Source organism: Tenacibaculum sp. 190524A02b (assembly GCF_964036645.1).
In the GTDB taxonomy this organism is placed as follows: Bacteria; Bacteroidota; Bacteroidia; order Flavobacteriales; family Flavobacteriaceae; genus Polaribacter; species Polaribacter vairaonense.
The window spans coordinates 3,638,011-3,664,609 of record NZ_OZ038525.1 but is presented as its reverse complement, the minus strand read 5'-3'; the positions used below and the strand labels follow the sequence as shown (position 1 = coordinate 3,664,609).

The 26,599-nt window shown below is 30.3% G+C and carries 28 protein-coding genes; 22 read left to right on the top strand and 6 right to left on the bottom strand.

Annotation, left to right across the window (positions count from 1 at the left end):
* Positions 1-95: 95 nt before the first annotated feature.
* From ABNT65_RS14970 to ABNT65_RS14945, 6 genes are all read right to left on the bottom strand, one after another.
* Positions 96-851, bottom strand: a complete 756-nt coding sequence (locus ABNT65_RS14970; protein WP_348703105.1) for a succinate dehydrogenase/fumarate reductase iron-sulfur subunit — start codon at positions 849-851, stop codon at positions 96-98.
* Between the two features lie 10 nt (positions 852-861).
* A complete protein-coding gene (locus ABNT65_RS14965) occupies positions 862-2,877 on the bottom strand; it encodes a fumarate reductase/succinate dehydrogenase flavoprotein subunit (RefSeq protein WP_348739507.1) in 2,016 nt (671 codons plus the stop codon).
* A gap of 18 nt (positions 2,878-2,895) precedes the next feature.
* Positions 2,896-3,573, bottom strand: coding sequence for a succinate dehydrogenase cytochrome b subunit (locus tag ABNT65_RS14960; RefSeq protein ID WP_348703107.1), 678 nt, complete (start codon positions 3,571-3,573; stop codon positions 2,896-2,898).
* A 376-nt stretch (positions 3,574-3,949) separates the two neighbouring features.
* The gene (locus ABNT65_RS14955; protein WP_348703108.1) at positions 3,950-4,672 is read right to left on the bottom strand and encodes an alpha/beta hydrolase; all 723 of its coding nucleotides are present in this window, start codon (positions 4,670-4,672) and stop codon (positions 3,950-3,952) included.
* Positions 4,672-5,292: a DUF6973 domain-containing protein gene (locus ABNT65_RS14950; protein ID WP_348703109.1), complete on the bottom strand. Its 621-nt coding sequence runs from the start codon at positions 5,290-5,292 to the stop codon at positions 4,672-4,674. Before ABNT65_RS14950 ends, ABNT65_RS14955 begins: the two co-directional genes overlap by 1 nt.
* 1 nt (position 5,293) lies before the next feature.
* Positions 5,294-6,094, bottom strand: coding sequence for a LexA family transcriptional regulator (locus ABNT65_RS14945; RefSeq protein ID WP_348703110.1), 801 nt, complete (start codon positions 6,092-6,094; stop codon positions 5,294-5,296).
* Positions 6,095-6,409: 315 nt separating this feature from the next.
* Between ABNT65_RS14945 and ABNT65_RS14940 the strand changes: the two genes are divergently transcribed.
* The 22 genes from ABNT65_RS14940 to ABNT65_RS14835 all read left to right on the top strand — a co-directional run bounded on the left by ABNT65_RS14940 (position 6,410) and on the right by ABNT65_RS14835 (position 26,569).
* Complete coding sequence (locus ABNT65_RS14940) at positions 6,410-9,913, top strand: hypothetical protein (RefSeq protein WP_348746200.1); 3,504 nt, start codon at positions 6,410-6,412, stop codon at positions 9,911-9,913.
* Between the two features lie 174 nt (positions 9,914-10,087).
* A complete protein-coding gene (locus ABNT65_RS14935) occupies positions 10,088-12,643 on the top strand; it encodes a hypothetical protein (protein WP_348746199.1) in 2,556 nt (851 codons plus the stop codon).
* 7 nt (positions 12,644-12,650) lie between these two features.
* On the top strand, positions 12,651-12,998 hold the full coding sequence (locus ABNT65_RS14930) for a hypothetical protein (protein ID WP_348746198.1): 348 nt from the start codon (positions 12,651-12,653) through the stop codon (positions 12,996-12,998).
* A 110-nt stretch (positions 12,999-13,108) separates the two neighbouring features.
* Positions 13,109-13,378 carry a hypothetical protein gene (locus ABNT65_RS14925; RefSeq protein WP_348746197.1) on the top strand — a complete coding sequence of 90 codons (270 nt, stop codon included), beginning with the start codon at positions 13,109-13,111 and terminating at the stop codon, positions 13,376-13,378.
* Positions 13,379-13,389: 11 nt separating this feature from the next.
* Positions 13,390-13,785 (top strand): hypothetical protein, encoded by a 396-nt coding sequence (locus ABNT65_RS14920; protein ID WP_348746196.1) that lies wholly within the window; start codon positions 13,390-13,392, stop codon positions 13,783-13,785.
* Between the two features lie 255 nt (positions 13,786-14,040).
* Complete coding sequence (locus tag ABNT65_RS14915) at positions 14,041-14,511, top strand: hypothetical protein (RefSeq protein ID WP_348703113.1); 471 nt, start codon at positions 14,041-14,043, stop codon at positions 14,509-14,511.
* A gap of 147 nt (positions 14,512-14,658) precedes the next feature.
* On the top strand, positions 14,659-14,994 hold the full coding sequence (locus ABNT65_RS14910; protein ID WP_348746195.1) for a hypothetical protein: 336 nt from the start codon (positions 14,659-14,661) through the stop codon (positions 14,992-14,994).
* Between the two features lie 141 nt (positions 14,995-15,135).
* The gene (locus ABNT65_RS14905; RefSeq protein ID WP_348746194.1) at positions 15,136-15,555 is read left to right on the top strand and encodes an SMI1/KNR4 family protein; all 420 of its coding nucleotides are present in this window, start codon (positions 15,136-15,138) and stop codon (positions 15,553-15,555) included.
* Between the two features lie 140 nt (positions 15,556-15,695).
* Complete coding sequence (locus ABNT65_RS14900; RefSeq protein WP_348746193.1) at positions 15,696-16,049, top strand: hypothetical protein; 354 nt, start codon at positions 15,696-15,698, stop codon at positions 16,047-16,049.
* Positions 16,050-16,176: 127 nt separating this feature from the next.
* Complete coding sequence (locus tag ABNT65_RS14895) at positions 16,177-16,518, top strand: hypothetical protein (protein ID WP_348703115.1); 342 nt, start codon at positions 16,177-16,179, stop codon at positions 16,516-16,518.
* 164 nt (positions 16,519-16,682) lie between these two features.
* Positions 16,683-17,024 carry a hypothetical protein gene (locus tag ABNT65_RS14890; protein ID WP_348746192.1) on the top strand — a complete coding sequence of 114 codons (342 nt, stop codon included), beginning with the start codon at positions 16,683-16,685 and terminating at the stop codon, positions 17,022-17,024.
* A gap of 553 nt (positions 17,025-17,577) precedes the next feature.
* Complete coding sequence (locus ABNT65_RS14885; protein WP_348746191.1) at positions 17,578-17,976, top strand: hypothetical protein; 399 nt, start codon at positions 17,578-17,580, stop codon at positions 17,974-17,976.
* A 234-nt stretch (positions 17,977-18,210) separates the two neighbouring features.
* Positions 18,211-18,642, top strand: a complete 432-nt coding sequence (locus ABNT65_RS14880) for a TIGR02594 family protein (protein ID WP_348739498.1) — start codon at positions 18,211-18,213, stop codon at positions 18,640-18,642.
* Positions 18,635-19,066: a phage holin family protein gene (locus ABNT65_RS14875; RefSeq protein WP_348746190.1), complete on the top strand. Its 432-nt coding sequence runs from the start codon at positions 18,635-18,637 to the stop codon at positions 19,064-19,066. Before ABNT65_RS14880 ends, ABNT65_RS14875 begins: the two co-directional genes overlap by 8 nt.
* A 92-nt stretch (positions 19,067-19,158) precedes the next feature.
* On the top strand, positions 19,159-19,689 hold the full coding sequence (locus tag ABNT65_RS14870; RefSeq protein ID WP_348703120.1) for a hypothetical protein: 531 nt from the start codon (positions 19,159-19,161) through the stop codon (positions 19,687-19,689).
* Between the two features lie 162 nt (positions 19,690-19,851).
* A complete protein-coding gene (locus ABNT65_RS14865) occupies positions 19,852-20,790 on the top strand; it encodes a hypothetical protein (protein ID WP_348746189.1) in 939 nt (312 codons plus the stop codon).
* A gap of 171 nt (positions 20,791-20,961) precedes the next feature.
* On the top strand, positions 20,962-22,362 hold the full coding sequence (locus tag ABNT65_RS14860) for a hypothetical protein (protein WP_348746188.1): 1,401 nt from the start codon (positions 20,962-20,964) through the stop codon (positions 22,360-22,362).
* 108 nt (positions 22,363-22,470) lie between these two features.
* Positions 22,471-23,073: a hypothetical protein gene (locus tag ABNT65_RS14855; RefSeq protein ID WP_348746187.1), complete on the top strand. Its 603-nt coding sequence runs from the start codon at positions 22,471-22,473 to the stop codon at positions 23,071-23,073.
* Positions 23,074-23,184: 111 nt separating this feature from the next.
* The gene (locus ABNT65_RS14850) at positions 23,185-24,024 is read left to right on the top strand and encodes a helix-turn-helix domain-containing protein (protein ID WP_348703124.1); all 840 of its coding nucleotides are present in this window, start codon (positions 23,185-23,187) and stop codon (positions 24,022-24,024) included.
* Between the two features lie 225 nt (positions 24,025-24,249).
* Complete coding sequence (locus ABNT65_RS14845) at positions 24,250-25,119, top strand: Abi family protein (RefSeq protein WP_348746186.1); 870 nt, start codon at positions 24,250-24,252, stop codon at positions 25,117-25,119.
* A 483-nt stretch (positions 25,120-25,602) separates the two neighbouring features.
* Positions 25,603-26,160: a carboxymuconolactone decarboxylase family protein gene (locus ABNT65_RS14840; RefSeq protein WP_348703125.1), complete on the top strand. Its 558-nt coding sequence runs from the start codon at positions 25,603-25,605 to the stop codon at positions 26,158-26,160.
* A 46-nt stretch (positions 26,161-26,206) separates the two neighbouring features.
* The gene (locus ABNT65_RS14835; RefSeq protein ID WP_348703126.1) at positions 26,207-26,569 is read left to right on the top strand and encodes a hypothetical protein; all 363 of its coding nucleotides are present in this window, start codon (positions 26,207-26,209) and stop codon (positions 26,567-26,569) included.
* The last annotated feature ends 30 nt before the right edge of the window (positions 26,570-26,599 follow it).

Genomic DNA, 26,599 nt, shown 5'->3' with positions numbered 1-26,599 from the left:
TTAAATAACAAATAGTATTATTTAAAACAACTTATCTAAAAACAAAGAAAGCCGGCTATTTTAGCCGGCTTAAAATTTTATGTAATTATAAAAGCTTATCCTTTTAAACTAGCTTTTAAGAATTCAGAATTCATACGAGCTATGTTTTCTAATGAAATTCCTTTAGGACATTCAATTTCACACGCTCCAGTATTGGTACAGTTACCAAAACCTTCTAAATCCATTTGTGCTACCATGTTTTTAACACGTTCTGTTGCTTCTACTTGTCCTTGCGGTAATAAAGCATACTGAGATACTTTTGCTCCAACAAATAACATTGCAGATGAGTTTTTACATGTAGCTACACAAGCACCACACCCAATACAAGTTGCTGCATCCATTGCTTTATCAGCAGCTTCTTTAGAAATAGGAATTGCATTTGCATCTTGTGTATTACCTGAAGTGTTTACAGATATATAACCTCCAGCTTGTTGAATACGCTCAAAAGAACTCCTATCAACCACTAAATCTTTAATTACAGGAAATGCAGCAGCTCTCCATGGTTCAATAGTAATAGTATCACCATCTTTAAACATACGCATATGCAACTGACAAGTAGTTACACCACGATCAGGCCCATGCGCTTCACCATTAATATACATTGAACACATTCCGCAAATTCCTTCACGACAGTCATGGTCAAAGGCAACTGGCTCTTCTCCATTATTAATTAATTGCTCGTTTAATACGTCCATCATTTCTAAGAAAGACATATGCTCAGAAATATCGGTTACCTTATAGTCAACCATTTTCCCTTTATCGTTCGCTCCTTTTTGTCTCCAAATTTTTAGCGTAAGATTCATATTACTCATATCTCTATTCTTATTTGTATGAACGTTGTTTTAGTTCAATATCGTTAAACTCTAATTCTTCTTTATGTAAAACCGCATCAGCTGGCTCTCCTTTATATTCCCATGCAGAAACATACGCAAAGTTCTTATCATCACGTTTTGCTTCTCCTTTTTGCGGTCCATCTAACTCAACTGATTCTTCCCTAAAGTGACCACCACAAGACTCTGTTCTGTTTAAAGCATCTTTAGCAAATAATTCACCTAATTCTAAGAAATCAGCTACACGACCTGCTTTTTCTAACTCAGGATTCATTTCACTAGCTCCACCAGGTACTGTAACATTTTTCCAGAAGTCTTCACGTAACGCTTTAATTTCTGCCATTGCTTCTTTTAAACCTTTTTCGTTACGAGCCATCCCACATTTCTCCCACATGATTTTACCTAATTTTTTGTGGTAATAATCTACAGAATGTTCTCCTTTATTATTTACAAAGAAATCAATACGTTCTTTAACAGCTTTTTCAGCCTCATCAAACTCTTTTGTTTCAGTTGAAATTTTCCCTGTACGGATATCATCTGCTAAATAATCACCAATAGTATATGGCAATACAAAATATCCATCAGCTAAACCTTGCATTAAAGCAGACGCTCCTAAACGGTTTGCTCCGTGATCAGAGAAATTTGCTTCACCAATAGCATAACAACCAGGAATTGTTGTCATTAAATTATAATCTACCCAAATTCCTCCCATAGTATAGTGGGTTGCTGGATAAATCATCATTGGTGTTTTGTATGGATTGTCATCTACAATCTTTTCATACATCTGGAATAAGTTTCCATATTTTGCTTCAACTATAGCTTCACCTAACTCAGTAATTTTTGCTGCAGTAGGGTTATCTATTCCTTTTAATTTTGCTTGCTCTTTACCGTAACGCTCAATAGCAGATTTGAAATCTAAATACACAGCTTCACCTGTTGCATTTACACCAAACCCAGCATCACAACGCTCTTTAGCTGCACGAGAAGCAACATCACGAGGCACTAAGTTACCAAAAGCAGGATATCTTCTTTCTAAGTAATAATCTCTTTCCTCTTCAGACAAATCAGTAGGCTTCTTACGTCCTTCTCTAATTGCCATTACATCTTCCATTTTCTTAGGAACCCAAATACGTCCATCATTACGTAATGACTCAGACATTAAAGTTAATTTAGACTGGTAATCTCCAGAACGTGGAATACAAGTTGGGTGAATTTGTGTATAACAAGGATTTGCAAAGAATGCTCCTTTTTTATGAATTTTCCATGCAGCTGTAGCATTTGATCCCATTGCATTGGTTGACAAGAAATATACATTTCCATATCCTCCAGAAGCAATTACTACTGCATGTGCTGAGTGACGCTCAATTTCTCCAGTAACTAAGTTACGTGCAATAATACCACGCGCTTTTCCATCAACAATTACTACATCAAGCATTTCATGACGATTGAACATTTCAATCTTACCACGTGCTATTTGACGGTTCATTGCTGAATAAGCTCCTAATAATAATTGTTGCCCTGTTTGTCCTTTCGCATAAAAAGTACGAGACACTAATACTCCACCAAACGAACGATTGTCTAATAATCCTCCATAATCACGCGCAAAAGGTACACCTTGCGCTACACACTGATCTATAATATTAGCAGAAACTTGCGCTAAACGATACACATTAGCTTCACGAGAACGGTAATCTCCTCCTTTTACAGTATCATAAAATAAACGGTAAAAAGAATCTCCATCTCCTTGATAGTTTTTAGCTGCATTGATACCTCCTTGTGCCGCAATAGAGTGCGCACGACGCGGAGAATCTTGATAAGCAAAAGCTTTTACATTATATCCTAATTCAGCCAAAGTAGCAGATGCCGAACCTCCAGCTAAACCAGTACCTACAACAATTACGTCAATTAAACGCTTGTTAGCAGGATTTACTAAGTTAATTTTATCTTTATAAGTAGTCCACTTATCTTTTAATGGACCTTTTGGTACTTTTGAATCTAAAATTGCCATATTTTTAAGTGGTTTTTATTAATGATTGAAATGATGAAACAATGCAATAATGATAAATCCTACAGGAATACCAATCGCATAAATTTTACTAAATGTTTTCAATCCTCTTGTGTATTTATTATTTGCTCCAACAGATTGAAATGCAGAATTAAACCCATGTAATAAGTGTAACGCTAAGAAAACAAATCCAAGACAATACAAAGCTACTCTCCAAATTGGGACAAACTTTTCTTGTAATTCATGAAAATACCTAAACTCTCCATTATGAAGTCCGCTCATATCTCCAAGAACGTATTTTGTATTTAATTCAGGAATCCAAAAATCAATAAAGTGAATTACCATAAAAATTAAAATAAACAATCCACTGTAAATCATGTTACGACTCATCCAAGTAGAATTCGCTGCTCCATTATTTTTAGCATAGCTTACTTTACGTGCGTTTTTGTTTTTTAACTCTAAAACAAACCCCATTACAAAGTGAAAAACAACACCAAAAATTAATACTGGCTGCATCACATATTGAATTAGTGGATTTGTTCCCATAAAGTGAGACAACTTATTAAAAGTAGACCCATCATCTGGAAAAATTGAAGTAAAATTAATTACAAAATGCTGTAGTAAAAAAAACATTAAGAAAAATGCCGAAAGTGCCATGGCAAATTTTCTTCCGATAGAAGATTTTAGTAATCCGCTCATTATTTTGTTTGTTGATTAAATAATAGCCACAAATTTAAGGGCTATGCACTACTTGCACAAACTTTAGGAATTGTTTTGTTAAATATTTAGAATGGGTATAAATAGAGAAACCCTGCTTACATCTAACAAAGCAAAACAACTCAACACCAGTCTTTTAAACTTAAAAAAAACACAACTAAGTGCTTTAAAACAATCTCTTGATATTTATTATTCAAAGAAAATCAGTCAATAAATTTAAATTTTAGTAGAAAAAAGGCATTGTTTATACCAATAAAGTTAGTGAAAATAGTTAATCCAACATTGATCACTAACTAAATTTAAATTATAGTAAACTACCTCGGGGCAAGTCCATGAGGCATTTAACAAGACAATAAGTTTAATTTCGAGGCAAGTCTCGGGGTATTATACCCTTTGGTGGCGCCAATGAATTCAAAATATAGTTTAATTCTAATGGTTTTTCTAAAGGAATCATGTGTCCACAATTCTTAATAAGAATAGATTTCCCTTTTTTCAATTTTTTAGCAATGTTCTTTATTGTATTCGAATCAACTAGACTATCGTCTTGAGCTGCAATAAAAAGTATTGGCATTTCTATACGTTTCAAATTCTCAGAAATAGACATACGATTAGAAGTGGCTTTCAATTGTCTAATCAATACCTCTTTCCCTAACTCTTTATCCATCTTTTTTATAATAGAAATCAACTCTTGATTATTATAATTTTCAGGATGCAAAAACTGCAAGACTCTAGTTTGAGAAATTCCTTTATAAGAATGTGTTTCTAAAAAGTCGATGGTACTTTTTCTTAATGCTATTTCTTCCTTTTCTAAACCATTAGCATTGGCCGCTATAACTACTAGTTTTTCAACCATATTCGGATAATTTATCGCAAAATTCATTATAGAAAACCCACCTAACGAAAAACCTACTAATATGCTCGGTTCATTTATAGTAGTTAGAATAATTTTATTAATATCATCAAAAGAAATTGCAGCAGTTATATCAATATGTACTGGCTGAATATTTTCTAATTTCGGAAAAACAAATTGCCATAAATCTACAGTACACATGGTACCAGAAACAAAATATACCTTTTTCACTATTTCGAATAATTAGAATCAACTAAACATTTATTATTTTTCCATTTTCCTTTTAAAGATACTTTTGAAATAAGGTTACCAGAACACGTTAGAAACTGCCCATCTTTATCTTTTTTTATAACTTTCATTTTTCCTTGTTGAATTGCATTTACAATTTTATAAATCAACCCATTTCTTGAAGTCTTACTTCCTTTTTGAGTAAGTGTTAATCCAACTTCATTATTAAACAAATCCATTGTTGAAGAAATTTCATCAGGCACAACCCCATCTTCTAGTTTTCTTTTTTTAAAAGTTTGGTAATTTTCTTTTTCATGTGCTTTCCCTAAAGAACGTGCTGCACTTTTACCTATTTCTTGATGCAATCTAGCCATCCAATAAGCATGTCTAAACGCATCTACTTGTCCACCAGACCCATCACCATCTAGTATAGGTGATTTCCTTAAAGAATCAGCGACCCTATTTGTTTCTTTAGAAATAGCTAATGCTTTTTTGGCCTTAAACGGATGAAAAAGCACCCATGCTTTTTTGGCAGCAGAGAGTTTTTTAAATTTTTGCCAATTAGATTGTGAAAAAGAAGAAAAGTGAATTAGTAATAAAAGTAGTGTTATTTTCCGCAGCATTTTAATTTTTATGATTTAACCTTTCTTGTAACTCTACCACTTTACTTTCTAAATCGTGTAACCTGTCATACACGTCAATTGGTTCTGGCATTTGTTTAGAAGCAAACATGGTTACGTACCAAACCTCCATAATTTCTTCAGCATTTATAGTATAAGTTGGATAATTACCATCTTTATTATCGCTTTTCAGTATTAATTTTCCTCGTTCTTGGATCCTATTAATAACCCTTTTTAAAACAATTCCGTCATTTTTACTTACAATCACATACACTCTTCCATCTTTAACATCTCCTAAATCTTCCACATATTTTCCAAAAACCAAATCACCATCAAAAAATGTACGTACCATAGAATTTCCTTGTACTTCAAAACACCTAAATGTTCCGTTATTTAAATGCGGCATATGAAAAGAAGGTAACTGTTCAATATAACTAGCATCACCATATCCATTTAAGTATCCAGCCCTAGCTTGCGTAGGTACATAAATTACATTTTCATTCCCTGATTCATTAATAGCAACTACTTTTGGAACTCCCGAATATGTTTGATTTTTAGAAACTTCTGATTTTAGCATCACCTCACTTTTACCAAACAAGTAATCTGGGTTTATGTTAAACTCATTAATAATAGAGGTAAGCACATCATATCCTGGTTTGGTTTTTTTCCGAGTACCATCCGATTGCGGTCTACCATTAACAATACTATCTACGGTAGTTCCCGTAACTCCAATTCGTTTTGAAAACGAAAAATTATTTAAATTAAAAGCATCTCTAATAGCTGCTATTTTTTCTGATATCCCCATATCTATTTTAGTTAAGCAACAACAAACATTTTACATAAATTTTCACACTTTTGTTTTGATTATTTTGTAAAATGTGTTATATTTGCAGTGTAATTAATTGCTAATATACAAAAAAATTGTAAAATCAAACATTTGTATAATTTCAAGATTGCGTTTTGGAGATTTTAACTTGATAATACTTCATTTTTTTAAAATCTCATCTTTTTAATTCAAACATTTTATGGAATAAAGTCCATTACAAAACAAAACTGTTAGAAAAGCAAACAACAGTACGATTAGTAAACACTTTATTAAAATTTAAAAAAATTATTAAAAATGAGTAAGAAACCAATCAAATCAAATTTATTTAGATTTATTACTTTACGTGGGCCGCAAACTATTGAAGATAAAGAAAAAGGATTCATCGAGTTTCCTGCATCAAAAAAAACTGAAAGTATTGCCTTTAAAGCTATTAAAAACATCACAAAAGAAGAAGAAAGAAAATCAGCTCTTAAGTCTGCATTTAATTCAAGATTCATTCCAATAAGTAAAAAAGAAGAAGTAAAAGGTCTACACGCTGGACTTTATAAATTTTCAAACTGGTTAATTCGTCACAAAAATAATTTATCATACATATCTATTAGATCTAACCTTAATAATGCACAAATACTTACTCTTGATGAAGAGCTTTTAATTTGGGATAATTTATTTTATCAAACAATAAACAAAGCATCAGTAAGTATTAGGGAATATTTAATTCAACTACTAGTTGCTAATCAATTTTTAAAAGCTTTTAAAACTTTTGAAACAAGCTTACCTTCTAAGTCAGTTAGAGAAATCGTTTTTACCAATGAAGACGAAAAGAGCTTTGTACGCAGAGCGAACGCTAGTGTCGTAATCCCTAAAGAAGTTGTTTTTTCAAGTAAAGAGCAAACGCTAAATCAACAACAAACACTTTCAACTAGCTTAACTAACTATATGAAAGCTGATTTAAAAGTTGAACAAGCTAAAAAGAGAGCTCTTCAATACAAACAAGTTTTATCAGAAGTTGAAAAGCAAGAAAATGTATACCGAAAAAAAGAGGAATTAAGATACAAAACAGCATTAGATACTTACAATACAGAAGTTACTGCATTGAAAGATGCTGCTAAACCTTCTCTTAAAAAATATATGGATTTTGAATCTGGAGTAGAAAAAACCTTTGAAGTATACCCTGATTTAGATTTACCAGAATTTAAATTTACCGAAGCAATAGAAATTAACAGAGTGCCTGTTGTCAAAGACTCAAACTCACAGTTTTCAGAAGAAACTTTAAATTTTCTAAACGCTAGTGATATTAAAGATATTGACACATTTTCTGGTGTTAAAAAAGTTTTAACCGATAAAATAAAAGAACAATATCAAACCATTTTTAATTCTACACCTGAAAGAGTTAAAACTGTTAATGTTTTAGGAGAAAGTGTAGATATTGATATCGAAAAACAAAAACCTCTATATTCTTACACTGGTTATTTAGACAGTAATCAAAAAAGAGAATCGAGCATCATTATTTTATTAAAAGTTGAAGATGCTTCTAAAATATCTATAGATTCATGTAGTTATGAAATTACAAATTCAAGTGGAAAATCCTTACACACAAATACCTTAGTTGAAACAAAAAGAGGAAAATCAGATTCAATCTTAGAAATTAGACTATTTCCTGATTCAGGAAACTTTATTAACCAAGGAAGTTATTTTATTAGTGGCCAATTTGTATTGAGCAATGGATTAACAATCAACTTTGGGCCTGACGACTTCAATATTCTTATAAAAGACGGTTATTTAGAATCTGAAGGGATTTTTGGGCAATGCAAAGAAAATGAATCAGATAAAATTGATGTAGGCGGTGACGGTATTTTATATGGGATTTCAAATTTAGGAATAGCTGACTTTAGACGTGTAGAGCAAGAGCTTTGCTGTTATGTTCCTGGAGAAGTATCTCATATAGAAAATATTATGGCTAGAGAATACAAGGAACGATCAACAAAGAATTTAACAAGTTTTGAAAACTCTACAGAAAGAAGCTCTGAAAAAGAAACCGAAAACTTAACAGACACTTCATCTACTGAAAGAAATGAAATGCAAACTGAAGCTTCCTCTATTGTAAATAAAGACACAGCTACTAATTTTGGAGCCAACGCAAGTGTACATGGAGGAATTGGAACACAGTTCAACTTCGGTTCTAATTTTAACACAAGTAACAATAGCTCTAGTTCTGATTCAAATTTACAAGCAAAAACCTATGCTCAAGATGTTACTGAAAGAGCACTAGAAAAAGTGATACAAAAAACAAGTGTAAAACGTACCTCTAGAATGCTTCAGGAGTTTGAAGAAAACAATTCTCATGGCTTTGACAACAGAAAAGGTGACAAGCATATTAATGGTGTATATAGATGGGTAGATAAAATCTATAAAAATAAAATGGTTAACTACGGCAAACGTCTAATGTATGAATTTGCCTTACCAGAACCTGCTAAGTTCTTAGTAAACCTACAGTCTAACTCTAACAAAGGGAGTTTTATTAAAGAACCTATAAAACCTATACACCCAAAAGACATTGAAGGAGCTCCAATACGTGTTCCGTCTGATATTACTGAGAGTAATTACCAAGGATTAGAAGGAAAATACAATATTGATATTGACACTCCTTTAGATAGCCAAATTAAAATTACAGATATTGTTTCTGGAGCCTTTGGTAAAGGAGGTCATGCTGCTAGTTATTCTTTAAATATTCCTGAAAACTATGAAGCTTTTTATTACAAAGCTGCCATCTCAGCTACACACGCACATGGTGTGGAACCTTGGAGAATGAGCTTACTTAGTTTTAATGTTGGTGGTAAAATTACTGGAACTAACAACTGGAGTCCTAAAGGAGAATTAAGTAATATTACTGAAAAAGTTAGTTACTCCATCAATGCATGGGATATGGGAAGATACAATATTAGTCTTGAAATTAATTGTAAACTTTCTGATAGATCTATTAACGAATGGAAAAGTAAAGCTTACAAAAAGTTAATGGATAGCTACAATTCAATGTTACAAGATTACAATATTGAACTAAAGGAATATGAAGACAAATTAAAACTTCAAAAAGAAGAAAGAAAACAAGAACAAAATGAACAAAAAGGGGTGTTTAGCAATAAAAGTACCTTAATAAACAGATCAATAGAAAAAAGAGAATTAAAACGTATTGCTATTGATTTAATGACCAAACCTTTTGACATTAATACTGCAGATAGTCATTATGTTAACCAAGACTATAAAACAATAAATAGAGATCAAAGCTTACAAAAACACATTGAAGTGGTGAAGTTTTTTGAGCAAGCTTTTGACTGGGAAATCATGGCATATACCTTCTACCCGTATTTTTATGGAGCCAAGAAAGACTGGGGAACTTCAGTAAGTATTGAAGGAGGTAATGATCCTATTTTTAAAGCATTTTTACAAAGCGCTATGGCAAGAGCCATAGTACCTATTCGCCCAGGGTTTGAAGACGCCATAAACTGGTATATGAAAACAGGTGAAATTTGGAATGGTAAAGGAATGGTTACTGATATGGATAACGAATTATACTTGTCAATTGCTGAAGAGCTACAAACTGTTCAAGGTGAAGTTGAAGGCACTTGGGAAACAAGAGTTCCTACTTCATTAACTGTTTTACAAGCTGACTCTGTGGCATTAAACGAAGGAGGGTTACCATGCAACCCAAACTGTGAAGGAAATGGTTTATTTGACACTGTAAAAACCTCACCAGACGGAGTAGATTATGACATTGTTGGCGCAACCAACACAGTAGCATAATAATATTAACAGCAAGTCTTATTTAAAAACAGTTAAAGTGTTTAAGTGGTTTTGTATAGTGATTTTTCATTATACAACCACTTATGCTTAATTTTTCATCCTTGAGGTATTTTCAAAAACTACAAAAGCTTCAACAAAAAAAGACTTGTTTTTTAACTTAAAAAAACAAAAGCTATGCAGACGCATATTTATGGAAAAAAACATTTTAAACACAAAACCAATTTTGGTGACATGGTTGTGTTTTCAGATACGCTACAAGAAAAAATTAAAGATATTAAACCCGTAAACAATGTTCTTTTTGTTGAAATAGAAAAAGGATACCACCTAGCTAATAGATGGTTTATACATTTCAATAGAACACTTTCTGGTGAGTATGGTGATTTTTTCTTAGCGCAAACACCTGCTCCAACAGGAAACACTGATAAATTTGAATTTAAACCCACTAAAGAAACAGCTCAAATAATACGCCAACACCAACGAAAATTTAACAATGGAAAAGTACCTTATTATACCATTAACGGAAAAAACTACATACGTTTAGATGAAAGTTTAACTAATTATAATGTTTTTGTTGGTGATAATAAAAGTAAACCTAATTACAATGTAGAGTATGATGCTTTCCCTACCGTATTTATTTCAGAAGATGGAGCAAGACTGGAACATGCTTATCAAAAAATTAATCAAGTAAACAATCATGAAGTTGCTGTTTTTATAGAACGAAATTCTGGTACCAATGCCTTTGGTACAGTATTCCGGTTAAAAGTAGGTAAAAACATAAAAACACTTCCAGAAACAGACCGTATTAGGATTTCTGAAATTGCCAGAGCTTATGGTGTAAACATTAAATCTACTGAGCTATCTAACATGATTCAACAAGAGTTAAAAAACAGTAATAGTTGGTTTTACCTTTTACTTTTACAAGGTGCGCAAGGAAGCGGTAAAGTTATTCGTTGGAGTACAGATATAACTTTATCTACCCTTAAAGAAGGTGTAAATACGGTAAGTAAAGAACTAGAACAATTAAAACTAGGTGCTGAATACTGGAAAACTCTAACCGATGATGGTAAAGAAAACCCAAAATTCAAATCATTACTCCCTAAGCTTACTAAAGATGCTATAATTAATACAGAAACGTTTGTAAAAAACACATACAAAACCTATTTCCAACCGCTAGAGAACAAAGTTAGTTACCTAGAAAAACTCTTTAAACAGCATGCTTTTTTAGGTAAAATTATTCCGTTTAATACAGACAAAATAGTTTCTTTACTACAAAGTATTCCAGAACTTTTACAGTCTTTTTTTACCAAAGTTCAAAACTCGCTAATATCCTTTTACAACTTTATTAACGGCTTGTTAGTAGGATTAATTAACAGTATTATTGAATTTATCAAATCCGTTTTTGATATATTAGCCTTGTTAATTGGCATACTTAATGGTAGTATCCAATCTACCAAGTTCTTTGAAAATCCTGCAAGCTATCTCAGTTTGTTTGTAGAAAGTATAGAAAATACTATTGATAGCGTATATAATGCTTTTACTAAGGAAAATTTTAAAAAACTACTAGATTTTTTAAGCAACCTTCCTAAACAAGCCGGCATGCTGTTAACTAATATCACTAACAAAATTGGAAACACAGTTACTGATCCTGGTGCTATTGGTTATTACTTTGGCTTTTTAGTTGGTTTTATTGCTTCTGAAGTGGTTACTTTTTTTACTACTGGCGGAACAGGAAATATTGCCAAAGCTTTAAAAGCGGTATTACAATCGTACAAGTCTTTAGTTAAAACCACCGCAAAAACTGTTCAAAAAACCATTACGTTTAGTATGAACACTTTTGTGAGTTTGGTAAAAAAGATTTTAGAATTTTCTAAAAACGTTCCCAAACATTTAGATACGTTAAAAGCTTGGATTGATGAGTTTATAATTTCCTTACAAGCAAAAGCTATTCTTATTGATGATGTTGCTTATACTTTTGTTGATCCTATTTCTTTATTTGCCAACAGTGTTTTTAAACTATTTAAAGCCAATGCATGGAAAAAGCTTAATAGTATTGGTGTTTCTATGTTGAAAAATGAAGAAGGTTTATACACTTTCTCTTATAAAGGTAAAGACATTAAACATAACCTTACAATAAAAGAAAGTAAGTTATTCCTAGAAGAACTTCTAATAGATAATCAATTATATCAAAGACAATATATAGATGAATATTTAGATGAACTAGTTCGAGTAGCAAGAAAATCAAAAGAAATAGGTTTAGACCTAAAGACTATGCATAGAGAATACTTAGGTGAAAATCTAGGCCTTCATCCATATACAGGCAAAAAAAGTAAGTTTTATCCTGACAAAGTAATCTACTTTGATGAATATAAAAAGAGTAAAAATGAATTATTTATCCAAAATAATAGGCTAATTGATTCAAACGGAGAATTTTTCGACTCTTTAGATATAAATGATATGATGAATAACGGAAAGGCTATTTTTGTCATGGACGAACATGGAAGAATTTTTGCATCAAAACATTATGATATTGGAGTAATACATCATTCAAGTTTTCTATCTGGACAACCAGTAGCTATGGCTGGAGAAATAGAAGTTTATAATGGTTATATTATTTCAATAAATAACGCTACAGGGCATTATAAAACTTGGGAAAAACATATAAAACAATTCATTTCTTACCTTAAAGATAAAGGAATAACTGTTGAAGATATCAAAATAGACAAAATATAAATAACTTATGAAAAATAAAGTATATATAAACCAATTAATGACGCCTATTTGGGCATTATACAATGTAGATAATATAACTGATGTTAAATTTACTATAGAAAGCGCTAAAAGAATAGCAAATCTTTATCCAAGAGAAAAACTAGACAATATGTATAACGCCTTAAAATGGGCTGAAAAAAATTCAAATTATGATTTTTTAGAAATAATGAATGAAGCCCCTACTCACAGAAAATTAAAATTCTCTAATAGTGAAATTTTTAAGCATCTGATGAGTTTTAAAAAATTTATGGAGAATGAAGAATTTGGTTTATTAACTGATGACACACCTCCTAATCAACCTTTAAAAAATGATTAATTTAATAAAACTCACGTATTAACTATATTTATAAAACTACTTTACTGATGCAAAGTAGTTTTTAGTTTTAATTACTTTTTTGAAAACTTACTCTGTCTCGCCATTGGCAAATGCTATCGGGAGAGTTTCATAATGGAATAAAAAACTCTTCTAATTATATCTGGAGGCGGACAGGTGATTTACCTGGAATCCACGCTGAAGTCTTATCCCTAAATGAGATTTTATGGAGAATCGAATCAAAGGGATATAAAATTAATGATGATGTATTAAAAGAATTAATTGGATTTAATAGAAACTTATCAAGAAATAGAGTAATCATTCGTTGTGGTGATTGTAATTTTCTTACACACGGTATACAGTTTATTGAAAAATTTATTTAAAACAAAAAGAAATGAGTCAAGAATTAAAAAGACCAAAGATTTTAAGAATAAAAGAAGAAGATTTAAATGACAAAGGTACAGGAAAATACACAGGGCTAGAATACTGGTATAAAGGTAAACCTTTTACTGGTTTTGTTGTATTTGGTTACCACGACAATGGATTTGTGGCTTCTGAACAAGAATATGTTAATGGGCAAACAATGGGTTGGGCAGTAGATTATCATGAAAATGGTAAAATAGAGTATGAATCCTTAAGGTACGGAGCCTCTTCTGTAGTTTTTCATGAATATGATGAAGAGGGCAACCAAACCGATGGAGGTTTTGTAAATACAAAAGCTTTATATAACTCAGTTGCTCGCTACACTGGTATGCCTACAGTAGATGAATACGGCTATACTGAAGAATAAGTTCTAAACAATGATTACAAATACAAAACACTTTAATTAAGAAACTTTATAAAAAATACTTTGCCTCACTGTAAAGTAGTTTTTAGTTTTAATTACTTTTTTGAAAACCTACTCTGTCTCCCCACTAGTAAATGCTAGCGGGAGCAGTTGAAGTATAAAAGTTTTCTCTGTTGATGATATTGAAAGTACTAGAGATTTAAAAAAATATTTAAGAATTAAATAAGGTTTGATATGGATATAAAATATTTAAAAAAGATGGCAGAAAATCCCAGTTTAAAAAAATGGGGTAATGAAGGTATGTCCATACAGGAAATTGAAGAATTAGAAATAAAATATTTAAGAGGAGAAAAATTCCCTCAATCATACAGAGAGTTTTTATTTTTAGCTGGCAAGTATACTTATATAGAAGCTGATATTTTAGATTGGGATTGGATGATTGAAGAAGCAGAAGAACGCTTTGAGCAATATAATATTCCAAAAATAGAACGCCCAATTTGGATAACTGACCAAGTAGATCAATGTGAACAATTTGGATTTATTTATTTAGATGAAGATGTTGATGATCCTATTATATATAATTGCCGTCCTGCATATGTTGAGTTAGGAGACAAATTAATAGAACCAAGACCACAAGGAAAGTTTAGTAATTACATAGAAGTATCCGTTGAGAGAGCTAAAATCACTGATGAATCTCTAAATAAAAGACGCAATCAAGGTCTTCTTTAATAAAAACATATAATTTTATAAATTTTTATAAAACTACTTTGCATCTGTAAAGTAGTTTTTAGTTTTAATTACTTTTTTAAAAACTTACTCTGTCTCGCCACTAGCTAATACTATCTCGGGGGGAGTAAAATTTATAAAATAAAAAACATGACACAAATAAACGACAAAGAAGTAGACAAACTACTAGAAATGATAAGCATAGACAACTCTGGAGGTCCTATTTACCACTACAAAGGAAAACCGTTTAACGGAATTATACAGTCTTTTTATGAAAATGGCAATATAATGGATGAAGTCCAATACACAAATGGTCATATTGGAGGTGTTCAAAGAGAATATTTTGAAAGTGGGCAAAAAAAACATGAATACTTTAAGTATTTTGCTAAACCAGAAGGAGATTGGAAAGAATGGGATATCAATGGTAATATAATACACCATTCAATATGGGAGAAAGGAGAAAAAATTAAAACAATAATAAAATAAATTTTATAAAACTACTTTGCATCAGTAAAGTAGTTTTTAGTTTTAATTACTTTTTTGAAAACTTACTCTGTCTCGCCATTAGTAAATGCTAGCCTTTACTTTGTTTTAAGGAAATTTATTGAATTATAAAAAATATAAATTATGAGAAAAATAACATTAGAGTTTCAAGAAAAAAAATTAAACATAGAAGATATTAGCACTTTCGAAAAAGAATATAAATTTGTTTTACCAGAAAGTTACAAGAAATTCTTACTGGAAAATAATGGAGGAATTCCTAAAGAAAGTATTTTTTGGGACGGAACTATTGAAAGCCATGTTTCCAATTTTTATTCATTAAAATATGGTAACGTAACATTAGAGAACATTATAAAAGAAATTCACCGAGAAGATGCATTACCTACAATTTTTTTTCCCTTTGCTAGTACAGGAGGAGGAGGAGATTATGCTTTTTCACTGAAGGATAGTAATTTTGGGGAAGTTTATTTATTTCATTACGACGGTTCTGAACCTTTTAAAATATGTAGTTCTTTTGATGACTTTATCAAAAGTCTTGAAGAATAAAATTTACTCTCTAATATAAGCCTATAACACCCTAATTTATACATCTGTTTGAGACTGTAAACACATTAACTAAAAACCAATAAATTAAAAGAAATTAAAAGATAACTTCTTTAAGAGATTTTTTAATAAATATTACTAAAATGAAAACCAACACAAAAGATTTGTTTCTTGAAATTATAAAATTTGTTGACGAAAAAGATTATAAAACACTTTATTTCGATAACATAAACAAAAAAATAAATACAGATGTATTATCACTTATTTTTCAAGAAATTTTAATTTGGAATCATCCTGTTTTTTTGGATTTAAAAATAAGTCACGAAGATAAATTAGATATAAATGAAAAAGGTAAAGAAAACTTTTTACTTTTATTAAATAATAGTCCTCTAGGCGATATTTTTGAAATTAACGATACTTTCTTAAGGTTTAAAAAAAATATTAACCAAGAAGAAAAACAGGAAATAAGAGAATTAATAAACAAAACTAAAAAGTAAGGAGTCTAGAAAAATAAATTAGAACTTTTAATCCTATATTTTAAATTCACTCAATTTTTTTATAGAACACTAAAATTAAAAATGTATCATTGTAATACAGTTATTGATTTTAGACATATTATTACTAATGAAAATAATTGAAGCCTACCTTATGACCCCAATTTTTTATTTGTATAAATTAAAAAAAATAGAAGATTTTTTATTTGATAAAAAATTAAGTGAAAGAATAAAAGATTATGAAGAATTAAAACATAGAAAAGGTGTTTATGAAATGCTTAAATGGGCTGAAAAAAACCCAAGCTTTCATTTTGAATCAATCATGGAGAATGCACCTGTAAGAGGAAAATTAAAATTTACAAATGAAGAAGTTTATTCTTATCTAATGAGTTTTAAATCTTTTATGGAAAACGAAGAGTTTGGTTTATTAACAGATGACAGACCTACAAATAAACCTTGGGAAAATGATTAGTTTAATAAAACTCATGTATTAACTATATTTATAAAACTACTTTGCCTCACTGTAAAGTAGTTTTTAGTTTTAATTATTTTTTTGAAAACTTATTCGTATCGCCACTAGCGAATTCTATCGAGGCATAAGATTCAAAATATTAATCTAAAAAATGAATATTAATTATGAGAAGAATAAAATCACATTTAATGACCCCTATATTTTATTTATATGATATAGAAAAAATAGAACAAATTGATATGAATGAAATAATGAGCGAAAAATTTAAAGACATATACGAAAAAAGTACAAGAGTTGAAATTTTGAAATCTTTAGAATGGGCTGAAAAGAACCCAAGTTTTCATTTTGAATCAATCATGGAAAATGCACCTGTGAGTGGAAAATTAAAATTTACAAATGAAGAAGTTTATTCTTATCTAATGAGTTTTAAATCTTTTATGGAAAACGAAGAATTTGATTTATTAACAGATGACAGACCTACAAATAAACCTTGGGGAAATGATTAGTTTAATAAAACTCACGTAGTAACTATATTTATAAAACTACTTTGCGTTTGTAAAGTAGTTTTTTAGCTTTAAGCCTCCATACCATCCTTTAAAGCATAGCTAAACCCCCAATATCTATTAATACACTGATTTCTACCTCAACAAAGCGACTAAAAAGTAGTTTATTTACTACCAATACCTCGTAATCAACCTTCAAAAACACGTTAGTTAACAACCAATATACCGTTAATAAGTACTTATATTCTATTAAAAACAATCTTAAACCAGTTTACCTACAAGTTTTAACACGTTTATAACGACTAATTATCCGTTAAGAAGAATCTCCTCCCTCTTCCAACCCTCCCAATAGGGTGATCAGACACCCCTATTCAAATCAAAAAACTCAACCCTATACAAAACAATAATTCTTCATTTTAACAGAACAATAGCAACTTTTTAACAATAAAGCACAATGTATATTGTTATATTTAAACACCTAAAACAGACAACTTCAAGTAAGTATCAATTAAGGTTAAAAATTAGCTATTGTCCAATCCTTAAAATTGTTAGAATTATGAAAAACACAAATCAAAATACACCAGTAAACTACTGTGAAAGAATTTTTAAAATTGAAAAGAAAAAGAATCTTATTGATTTATCGCAATCCTTATCTATTGTCAACAACAAAGCTTCTCGTTTATTTTTTGAAAAAGAAGCCTATACACTAAATTTTTCAACATATCACAAAGGTATTTACACACAAACTCCCATTTTTGTAACTGCTAATGAATGTATACCTAATGAGGAAATTAAAATACTTCAAAAACAATTAGGTATTGAAATAGATGGTTGCGGTATGTATTTTAGTATTCTTAATTATTCTTGTAATTTTTCTATACAAGTAGATCCTAAAAACAGTGTATTTATTGACACACCTAGTGTAAAAAACGGTTATATGTACTTCTACAAATAACTTAAAACCAAACAAAACACAAATAAACACAAAAATATTTGTAATTTGTTTTGTATAATTATGTAATATGTTGTATATTTGTATTGCTTTTCTAATAGTTCATTTTATTTATTAACCATTGGTTATGCAGAAACTAAAGCAGTTAGATTAAACCACTATCTGGTAAAGAAAAAACGAAAAAGAATCAAAAACTCACTAGTTATGTCTGCAAGCGCTAAAAAATCAAACAATTGTATGAATAGTTTATTATCAGTAGCGTTGTCGCAATACGGAGTAAAGGAAATTAAAGGACAAAAAGATCATCCTCAAATTTTACATTACTTTAAATCCCTAGGCTTTGACAGTGCTAAATTTAAAGATGAAACAGCTTGGTGCAGTGCTTTTGCTGGTTGGGTTGCCCAACAAGCAGGTTATGAGCACTCTAACCAATTAACAGCAAGAAGCTGGTTGCAAGTAGGAACCACTACACATCAACCCAATCAAGGTGATGTAGTAGTTTTATGGAGAGAATCGCCAAATAGCTGGAAAGGTCATGTTGGTTTTTTAGTGAAAGAAACCAATCGTTATGTGTATTTATTAGGCGGAAACCAAGGAAACAGTGTATGCGTAAAAGCATATCCTAAAAACAGAGTAATAGGTTACAGAAAGTTAAGAAAAAATGGATAAAATAGTGCATTTCATTTTTTGGTTGTTAGCTTTACTAGCGCCTTTAAATGGAGTGTTAACTACCATGATGTTTCTTATTGTGGTTGATTTTATAACGGGAGCTTATGCCTCACTAAAAAAACAAATATCTATAACAAGTGAAAAAATAGCACATACAATTTCTAAATTCGTCATATATAACTTAGTTATTATATCCGCTTATTTTTTAGAAATATACATTGTAAATGAAGTCCCCTTTTTAAAAATAATAGCTGGTTTTATTGCCGTTACAGAGATAAAATCAATATTAGAAAATTACAATAAAATCTATGGAGTAAACCCCTTTAAAGTGCTGTATCATTTTATAAACCAAGCAGGTTTAAAAAGTACGCTAGAGCAAATAACTGAAGAAGAACAGAAAAACCAAGAAAAAGAAAAAGAGTAACAAAAGAAAAAGTCTAGTCGTTAGCAATAGTTTTTAACGACTCTTTTTTATCAAATAGTAATAATTATTAATAATCGATAAAAAAGAACAAAATGCAACAAAGTAAAGAAGATTTAAAACGTTTTTTTGAAACAGGTGACAAACCTACACAACAACAATACGCTGATTTAATTGATAGCTATGTAGATGCCAAACAACCTAAAGGCAAACCAAATCGTAAATTTATAATTGATGAAAATGGAGTTGTCTCACTAACAACTTCAGATGAAATTTCTATTAAAGAAAGCTCCTTTTCCATAAGAGTTTACAGCAAAGGTTCTACATTTTCATACCAACACTCATTAGCTAGAAAATACAAAATAGGCAAAAGAGTTTTTGTTGATATTCTTTTGAGTGGAGTAACTTCTGATGGGAATGCTCAAAACAACTACATTCAAATAACCGGTATGAATGAAATATCTAGTTTTTTCGCTAGCGGAACTGTTACAACTGAAAAAACACAGCAAGTAACTGGCGCAAGTATTCGATCAAACTCAACTGGTATTAGGTTTAAAGATCAAATATGGAATGATGAAACATTAATGATTTCAATCAACTTTTTAGGAGATGGAACTACTCATTAGATAGTAAAATTATCAAATCATAAATTTTAAAAAAAGTCTAGTCACTAGCACGTCTTTTTAGTGACTCTTTTTTTATCAAACAAACTCTAATCATAGCTTAGAGAAATTCAAAAAGCATTTAACAATCACTTAGTAAATATAAATTAAAAATCTATAAAAAAGATGGAACAAACAAAAGAAACCTTAAAACAATTTTTTGAAACTGGAGACAAACCTACACAACAACAATATGCTGATTTAATTGACAGTTATGTAGATGCTAAACAACCAGAAGGAGAACCTAACAGAAGGTTTGTAATTGATGAAACTGGTAAGGTAACAGTAGCTCCGGCACAAGAAATTCCTGAGTATGATATTTCTAATTTAGAAGGAAATACTTTGGTATTACTTAAAAATGGTAAAATTGTAAAAAAGATTAACTTATCATCTTACATTGACGATACCAACTTAGCTAGGTTAGTATCTGGAAAAGTTGACAAAAATGGTATGGCTACTTTCACAAGAGATGATGATTCTACTTTTACCGTAGATTTCAGTTCAATTGTTGGTGGAAATGTACAACAAATACAGGCTAATTGGCAGCAAACAGATAAAACTCAACCCGATTTTATTAAAAATAAACCTAATTTAAATCTTACTGGTGGTTTTCCTCCTAATTTTTATGAGGAAGGGCAATGGAATCCAGATTTTGGTTCTTTTGGATTTTCTTATAATACAACTAGTAAAATAGGTAAATACATAAAAATTGGCAATCTAGTTCATATAGCAATATCTTTAAAAGGCATTACTACTCCTGAAAACACTGTTACTGATTTAACTAATACATTTTACATTAGTTTACCTTTTGCCAGAGATTTAACCCTACAACCTACAAGTAATTTTAAAATAAATCATTTTATTTTAGGAGCTAACTCCACTCAAATCCCTTCAAATAATTTGTCTGCCCACGTAGGAAACATAGGAGTAGGAACACATGTTGTTTTTAATTACACTATTACAGGCACACAAAACATAACTAGACTAGGGAAACTTACCATTAATAATGGACAAATAAACATAACTGGAACTTACTTTACAGATACAAAAAAACCTAACGGTTAATAAGCTTTAAAAATTAGCAATAAAAACCGAGAGTTTTCCTCTCGGTTAAACTTCCTATTAACTTAATAAACTACCTTAACACAGGCATATGGGTACACAATAGAAAGTATTTAAACCATTATGATTATCGCCTTGCGATTAAAAAGAATAGAAATAGTAAAATCATAGAATATGAAAAAAGACAAAACAACCATTAAAACGTATTTTGAAACAGGTGACAAACCTACACAAGAACAATACATTAACTTAATTGACAGTTATGTAGATGCCAGACAACCTGAAGGAGAACCCAATAGACGGTTTGTAATTGATGAAAAAGGAGAAGTTACAGTTGCCTCTGAACAAAAAGCTCCCGAATATACATTAATTGAAATTGCAGGTAACAAATTAGCTTTATTAAAAGATAAAACCATTGTTAAAGAAATTGATTTAGCGCCTTATGTTGATGATACTAATTTAGCAAGGTTAGTTTCTGGAACAGTGGATGAAAACGGACTTGCTACTTTTACTAGAGACGATGATTCTACTTTTACAGTAGATTTTAGCTCATTCTTAAATCAGCCAACTACTCAGCCTGATTGGCAACAAATAGACGCTACCAAACCAGATTTTATAAAAAATAAACCTGATTTTCTACCAACTACTGGCGGAAACATTAGTAATAGTGTTATTATTGATACAGAAAAATCTACTACACCCATAGCACAATCGGTTTTAACCGTAAAAGAAAACTCTCCTAAAAAAGGAAGTCGTGCTGCAGTTTTTGTAGACGCTAATAATGAAAACTCAGAAGCTTCAGAAACTGACGATGTTTATGGAGCTGTCTTTAGAAATACTTTTAACGGAACTCATAAAATAGAGCAAATTGCAGGTATATTAAGTATTGGTAGAAATGTATCTTCTTCTGAAATAGACTGGGTTACTGGAACTAGAGCAACTGGTCAACACAACGGAACTGGAAATATATTCTCTACCTCTGGGGATATGGTAGTTGCTGAGGTAAACGGCTCAGGGAATTCTGAACATGTTTTTGGAAGTTTTGTTACCGCTAGAGTAAACAATAAGGATACGGTGGTAGATTATTTAGAATCTAACAAAGCAACTATTGACCTGAAACAAGGAACCGTTAAAAATGCCTATTTACAGTATCTTGATTTAGATTTTGATGCAGCAAATGCAGCGAATGTAAATTTAGAAAACCTATACTACCTATATGCTAAAAACGACAATAGGCCTGAGGTTTCTGGTGAAGCCTATTTTGTTAAATCCTTGGTAGATCTTCCTTCTCTTTTTTCTGGAACTGTAGAAATGAATGTTTCAAATGAAATTATTAATAAGGCAGGTAACAAGACTTTAATTACCAAAGAATTTGCAGACACTAAATACTCAAGAGCTTTCAAAGTAATTAATACTACTACTCCGCAAACCAGCGAAATTTTAAATACTTCATTCCCTTTGGAAAGCAATCCAATAGGAACACAAGTTATGAATCAAAACGTCACAGAAAGATATATCTACACAAGAATAACAGACACTGCTTGGAGAAGAGGTGAATTGTTAACAGATATTTAAAAACAACCAAAAAGAAAAAGTCTAGTCACTAGCATCTCGTTTTTAGTGGCTCTTTTTTCTTACTGCAAAATACTTATAAAAACCATTTACAACACTCAAAATAAAGCTATGAAACCTACCAATATCAAAACTGAAAAAGTACTATTATACGTGATAATAGGATTATTAATAACTCATCTTTTTTGGAAAAAAAAGGATACAACAACTAAAAATCAACAACCTAAAATCACCATTGTAAGAGACACGGTTTGGCAAACAAAAATCGACACTTTTAAAGTACAAACGGTTAAATACAAAAAAGTATATGTGCATAAAAACGATGTTACTAAAATTATAAAAGACACTGTTTTTATAAAAGATACTACCAATTACATCGCTGCTAAAATATACAGAGACACTCTAAACAATACCGATGTAGAAATTTATAGTTATGATCTGGTAAACGGAAAATTATTAGACAGTAATCTATCCTACAAACTAAAAGTTCCTAGAGAAATCACCATTACTAAAACCATAGAACACCCTAAAACCTACAGAAGTGGATTCTATTTATTTTCTGAAGTTGGTGGTAATACACAACAGTTTGACAATCTTAGTTTAGGATTACAATATAATCGAAAAGGAAAATGGTTTGCTAGTTATCGAGTCAATCTTAATACAATTAATCAGCCTACGCATAACATTGGTTTTGGGTATCGGTTGTTTAAGTAATTTAAAAGTCGTCTTAAATGTGACGGCTTTATTTTTTTGAAATACTTACAAACTGTATCTTTCGTTAGTATTATAAACTTTTACGACTAACCACTAAACTAATCGCTATTTATGGCAGTTCAAACCACAACTTCCTATACATACAAAGATATTTTTAACCTACATACTGTTCAGTTTGAAAAAGCTTGTGTGGTAAACAAACCTCAACAAATACATCAACTTAAAATATTTTGGATTAAAGAAGGAAGCGGTATTTACAATATAGATTTTAAGAGTTATGAGTTTAACAATAGCGTACTCTTTTTCTTATCACCAGGACAAGTATTTTCTATTACCTCTGAAAAAATAAAAGAAGCTTATCAACTAAGCTTTCATAAAGATTTTTACTGTATACAAAATCATGATGCTGAGATTTCTTGTAACGGTGTACTGTTCAATAACGTGTACGAAACTCCATTTATAACACCTACCGAAAATGATATTATTAAGCTAGACAGCATTCTAAATAATATGATTGATGAGTTTAAACTGGGCGGAACCGCACAATATGATATGCTACAAGCCTATTTAAAACAGTTTATTATACACGCTGTACGCATTAAAAAAGAACACGATGTTGTAAAAGAAGATCAAGAAACTAAGCTATTCAAGGATTTTAGTGTATTAGTAGAACAAAACTTTAAAAAACTACATAGTGTTACTGAATATGCCAATAGATTAGGAATCTCTCCAAAATCACTCACCAAACACTTTCAAAAAATTGGTTCACAAACCCCAAGTGATTTTATTAAAAACAGAATCATAACGGAAGCAAAACGACAACTCCTCTACTCTACCGAAGCTGTAAAATACATTGCTTTTGATTTAGGATTTAATGATCCTGCTTATTTTTCACGTTTTTTTACCAAAGCTACTGGGCTATCACCTAAACAATTTCAAAAACAGAATTAATAAAACATAATAAATCAACACCTTTTCTTTAGTTTAAACTCAAAGTAATCTAATATATTATCATTGTTTTTAACTTAAAAAATCTATAAACAATTAAAAATAAAACTGATTAATATTTATTGAAAATTACATTCTAAAAACAATCTCTTTTAAATATGTTCTAGTACGAAAATTATTGATTACGAATAAAAGGTTATATATTTCGAAAATTTAAACGAATTATATATGGGAAGAATTGCTACAAACTTTGACGATCAAATCAAAAAATTAAGAAGTAGAGGTATGATATTTGATTGTAGCGAAGATAAAGTAAAAGAATGCTTGTCTGATATTGGTTATTATAGATTAGGTTTTTATTGGAATCCTTTTGAAAAGGATAATAATCATAATTTTATAGAAAACACCAAATTTTCAGATGTAATCAACCTTTATTATTTAGATGTTGATCTTAGAAATATTCTAACCAAATATATTAACAGAATTGAGATAAACTTCAGAACAAAAATTGTTTATTATGTTTCTAATAAATTCAAACAATCTCCTACTTGGTTTATAGATCCATCTATAATGGAAAACTCTTTTTTAGAAAAAATTGATAAATATTATGGTTCAGACTTCAAGAGAAATAACAAAGCAATAAAAAAACACCATGAAAAATATATAAATGACAGGTATGCTCCAGCATGGAAAACACTTGAGTTTTTTACTTTTGGTACTATTCTTAATATCTATAGAGATATTAAAGATGATGATATAAGAGAAAGAATAAGTAAGCTTTTTGGTATTAATAACGTAGATAAGTTTGGTAAATTGATGGCTAGTGTTGTTTTAATACGTAACCTTTGTGCTCATGGAGATGTTATGTTCGATTTTGGTTTACCTAGAGCTTTACCTGTTATGTCTAATATTGTTGATAAAAATGATAAAACTTCTTTGAACGCATGTATAAAGGTTATTACATTTTTTTTGGAAAAAATTTCAACAAACAGAAAAAAGGATTTAGATGATGAGATAAAAAAACTCTTTTATAACTATAAAGAAAACGAAACCATTAAAAAGATAATAACTGACAAAATGAAATATTCATTAGAATAAACCTAAAAATATTTGACTTTCTAAATTAGAATTCTTAGATTTGCACCATGTTTTATTAAAAACATTTTTTATAAAATATGGTGCACTGCTACTCAAACTGATTTGCTGTTAGATTTCTGCACATAAAAATATTGAATATAAGCCTAGACATATGATGCTCTGGGCTTTTCTCTTTATTAATAAATCTATTTAGTTACTTAACAATATTTTAGTATAGGAACTTCACTTTTTCTACCTTAAAGCTTCAGTCAAAACAAGCTCAAATACTTTTTGTCCAACTCATAGGAACTTTTGTCCATTTTTCAAGGCTGATTTCGGTCGCATCTTTGTATCAGAAATAAAAACAAGGAAAAATGAGAACAGAAATCAATCAATGTCCCAACTGTTGGGGATATCAAGAATACGACGAACAATTTCCTGAAAGAGAAATGTGTAACTGTCCAAAAACAAATCAAGAATTATAAAACCTTAAAAACAAAAATTATGAGTACTAGAATTGAAACTTTAAATCCAGAAACTACTACCGGAAAATCTAAAGAATTATTTGATGCAGTAAATGCTAAACTTGGATTTATCCCTAACCTAATTAAAGTATTTGGAAACTCGCCTGCAACTTTACAAAGTTATTTAAGTTTAAGCGATCTTACAGCAAGTGGAAACTTTTCTGGAAAGTTTAGAGAGCAATTAGCTTTAGCAATTGCAGAAGAAAATCAATGTAACTACTGTTTATCAGCACACACAGCTATTGGTAAAATGAATGGTTTAACAGATGCTGAAACTGAAGAAAACAGAAAAGGAGAAGCTTCTGATGCTAAAGTACAAGCTGGATTACAATTTGCACAAAGCGTTACTAAAAATAGAGGTAATGTTACTTCTGAAGAAATTAAGGCTGTAAAAGACGCTGGTTATAATGATAGTGATGTATTGGAAATAGTACTAAATGTAGTTGCTAATACCTTAACCAACTATGTAAACCACATTGCAGAAACTGAAATTGACTTTCCAAAAGTTGAAGCAGGAAAATTTAGTGTAAACGCATAACCCAATAATTAAGAAACCTAAAATATAACCCATAAATTTTATACCGATGAAAAAAGTAATAGCCATTGCTATCTTATTAATAGGATTTGCATTTCAAGCAAATGCTCAAGAAGTAAAAACAGTAGCTTTAGAACAAACTAAAGGGGAATTCACTCAAAAATCATTAACTTTATCAGAAGGCACCTATGTTTTTGAAATTGCTAACAATGAAGTTGGACATGATGTAGGATTTGTATTAGCTCCTAAAGGAAAAACAGATCAAAAACACCACATACAAAATGCATATGTAACTTCTTTAGTTAAAAACAATAGCAAATCAACTTCAAAAGAAGTAAAACTAGCTAAGGGTGAGTATGTTTACTTTTGCCCATTAAACCCAACACCACAATATACACTTACTGTTAATTAAGTGTACTTAATTCAAATAGTTATATAAAAG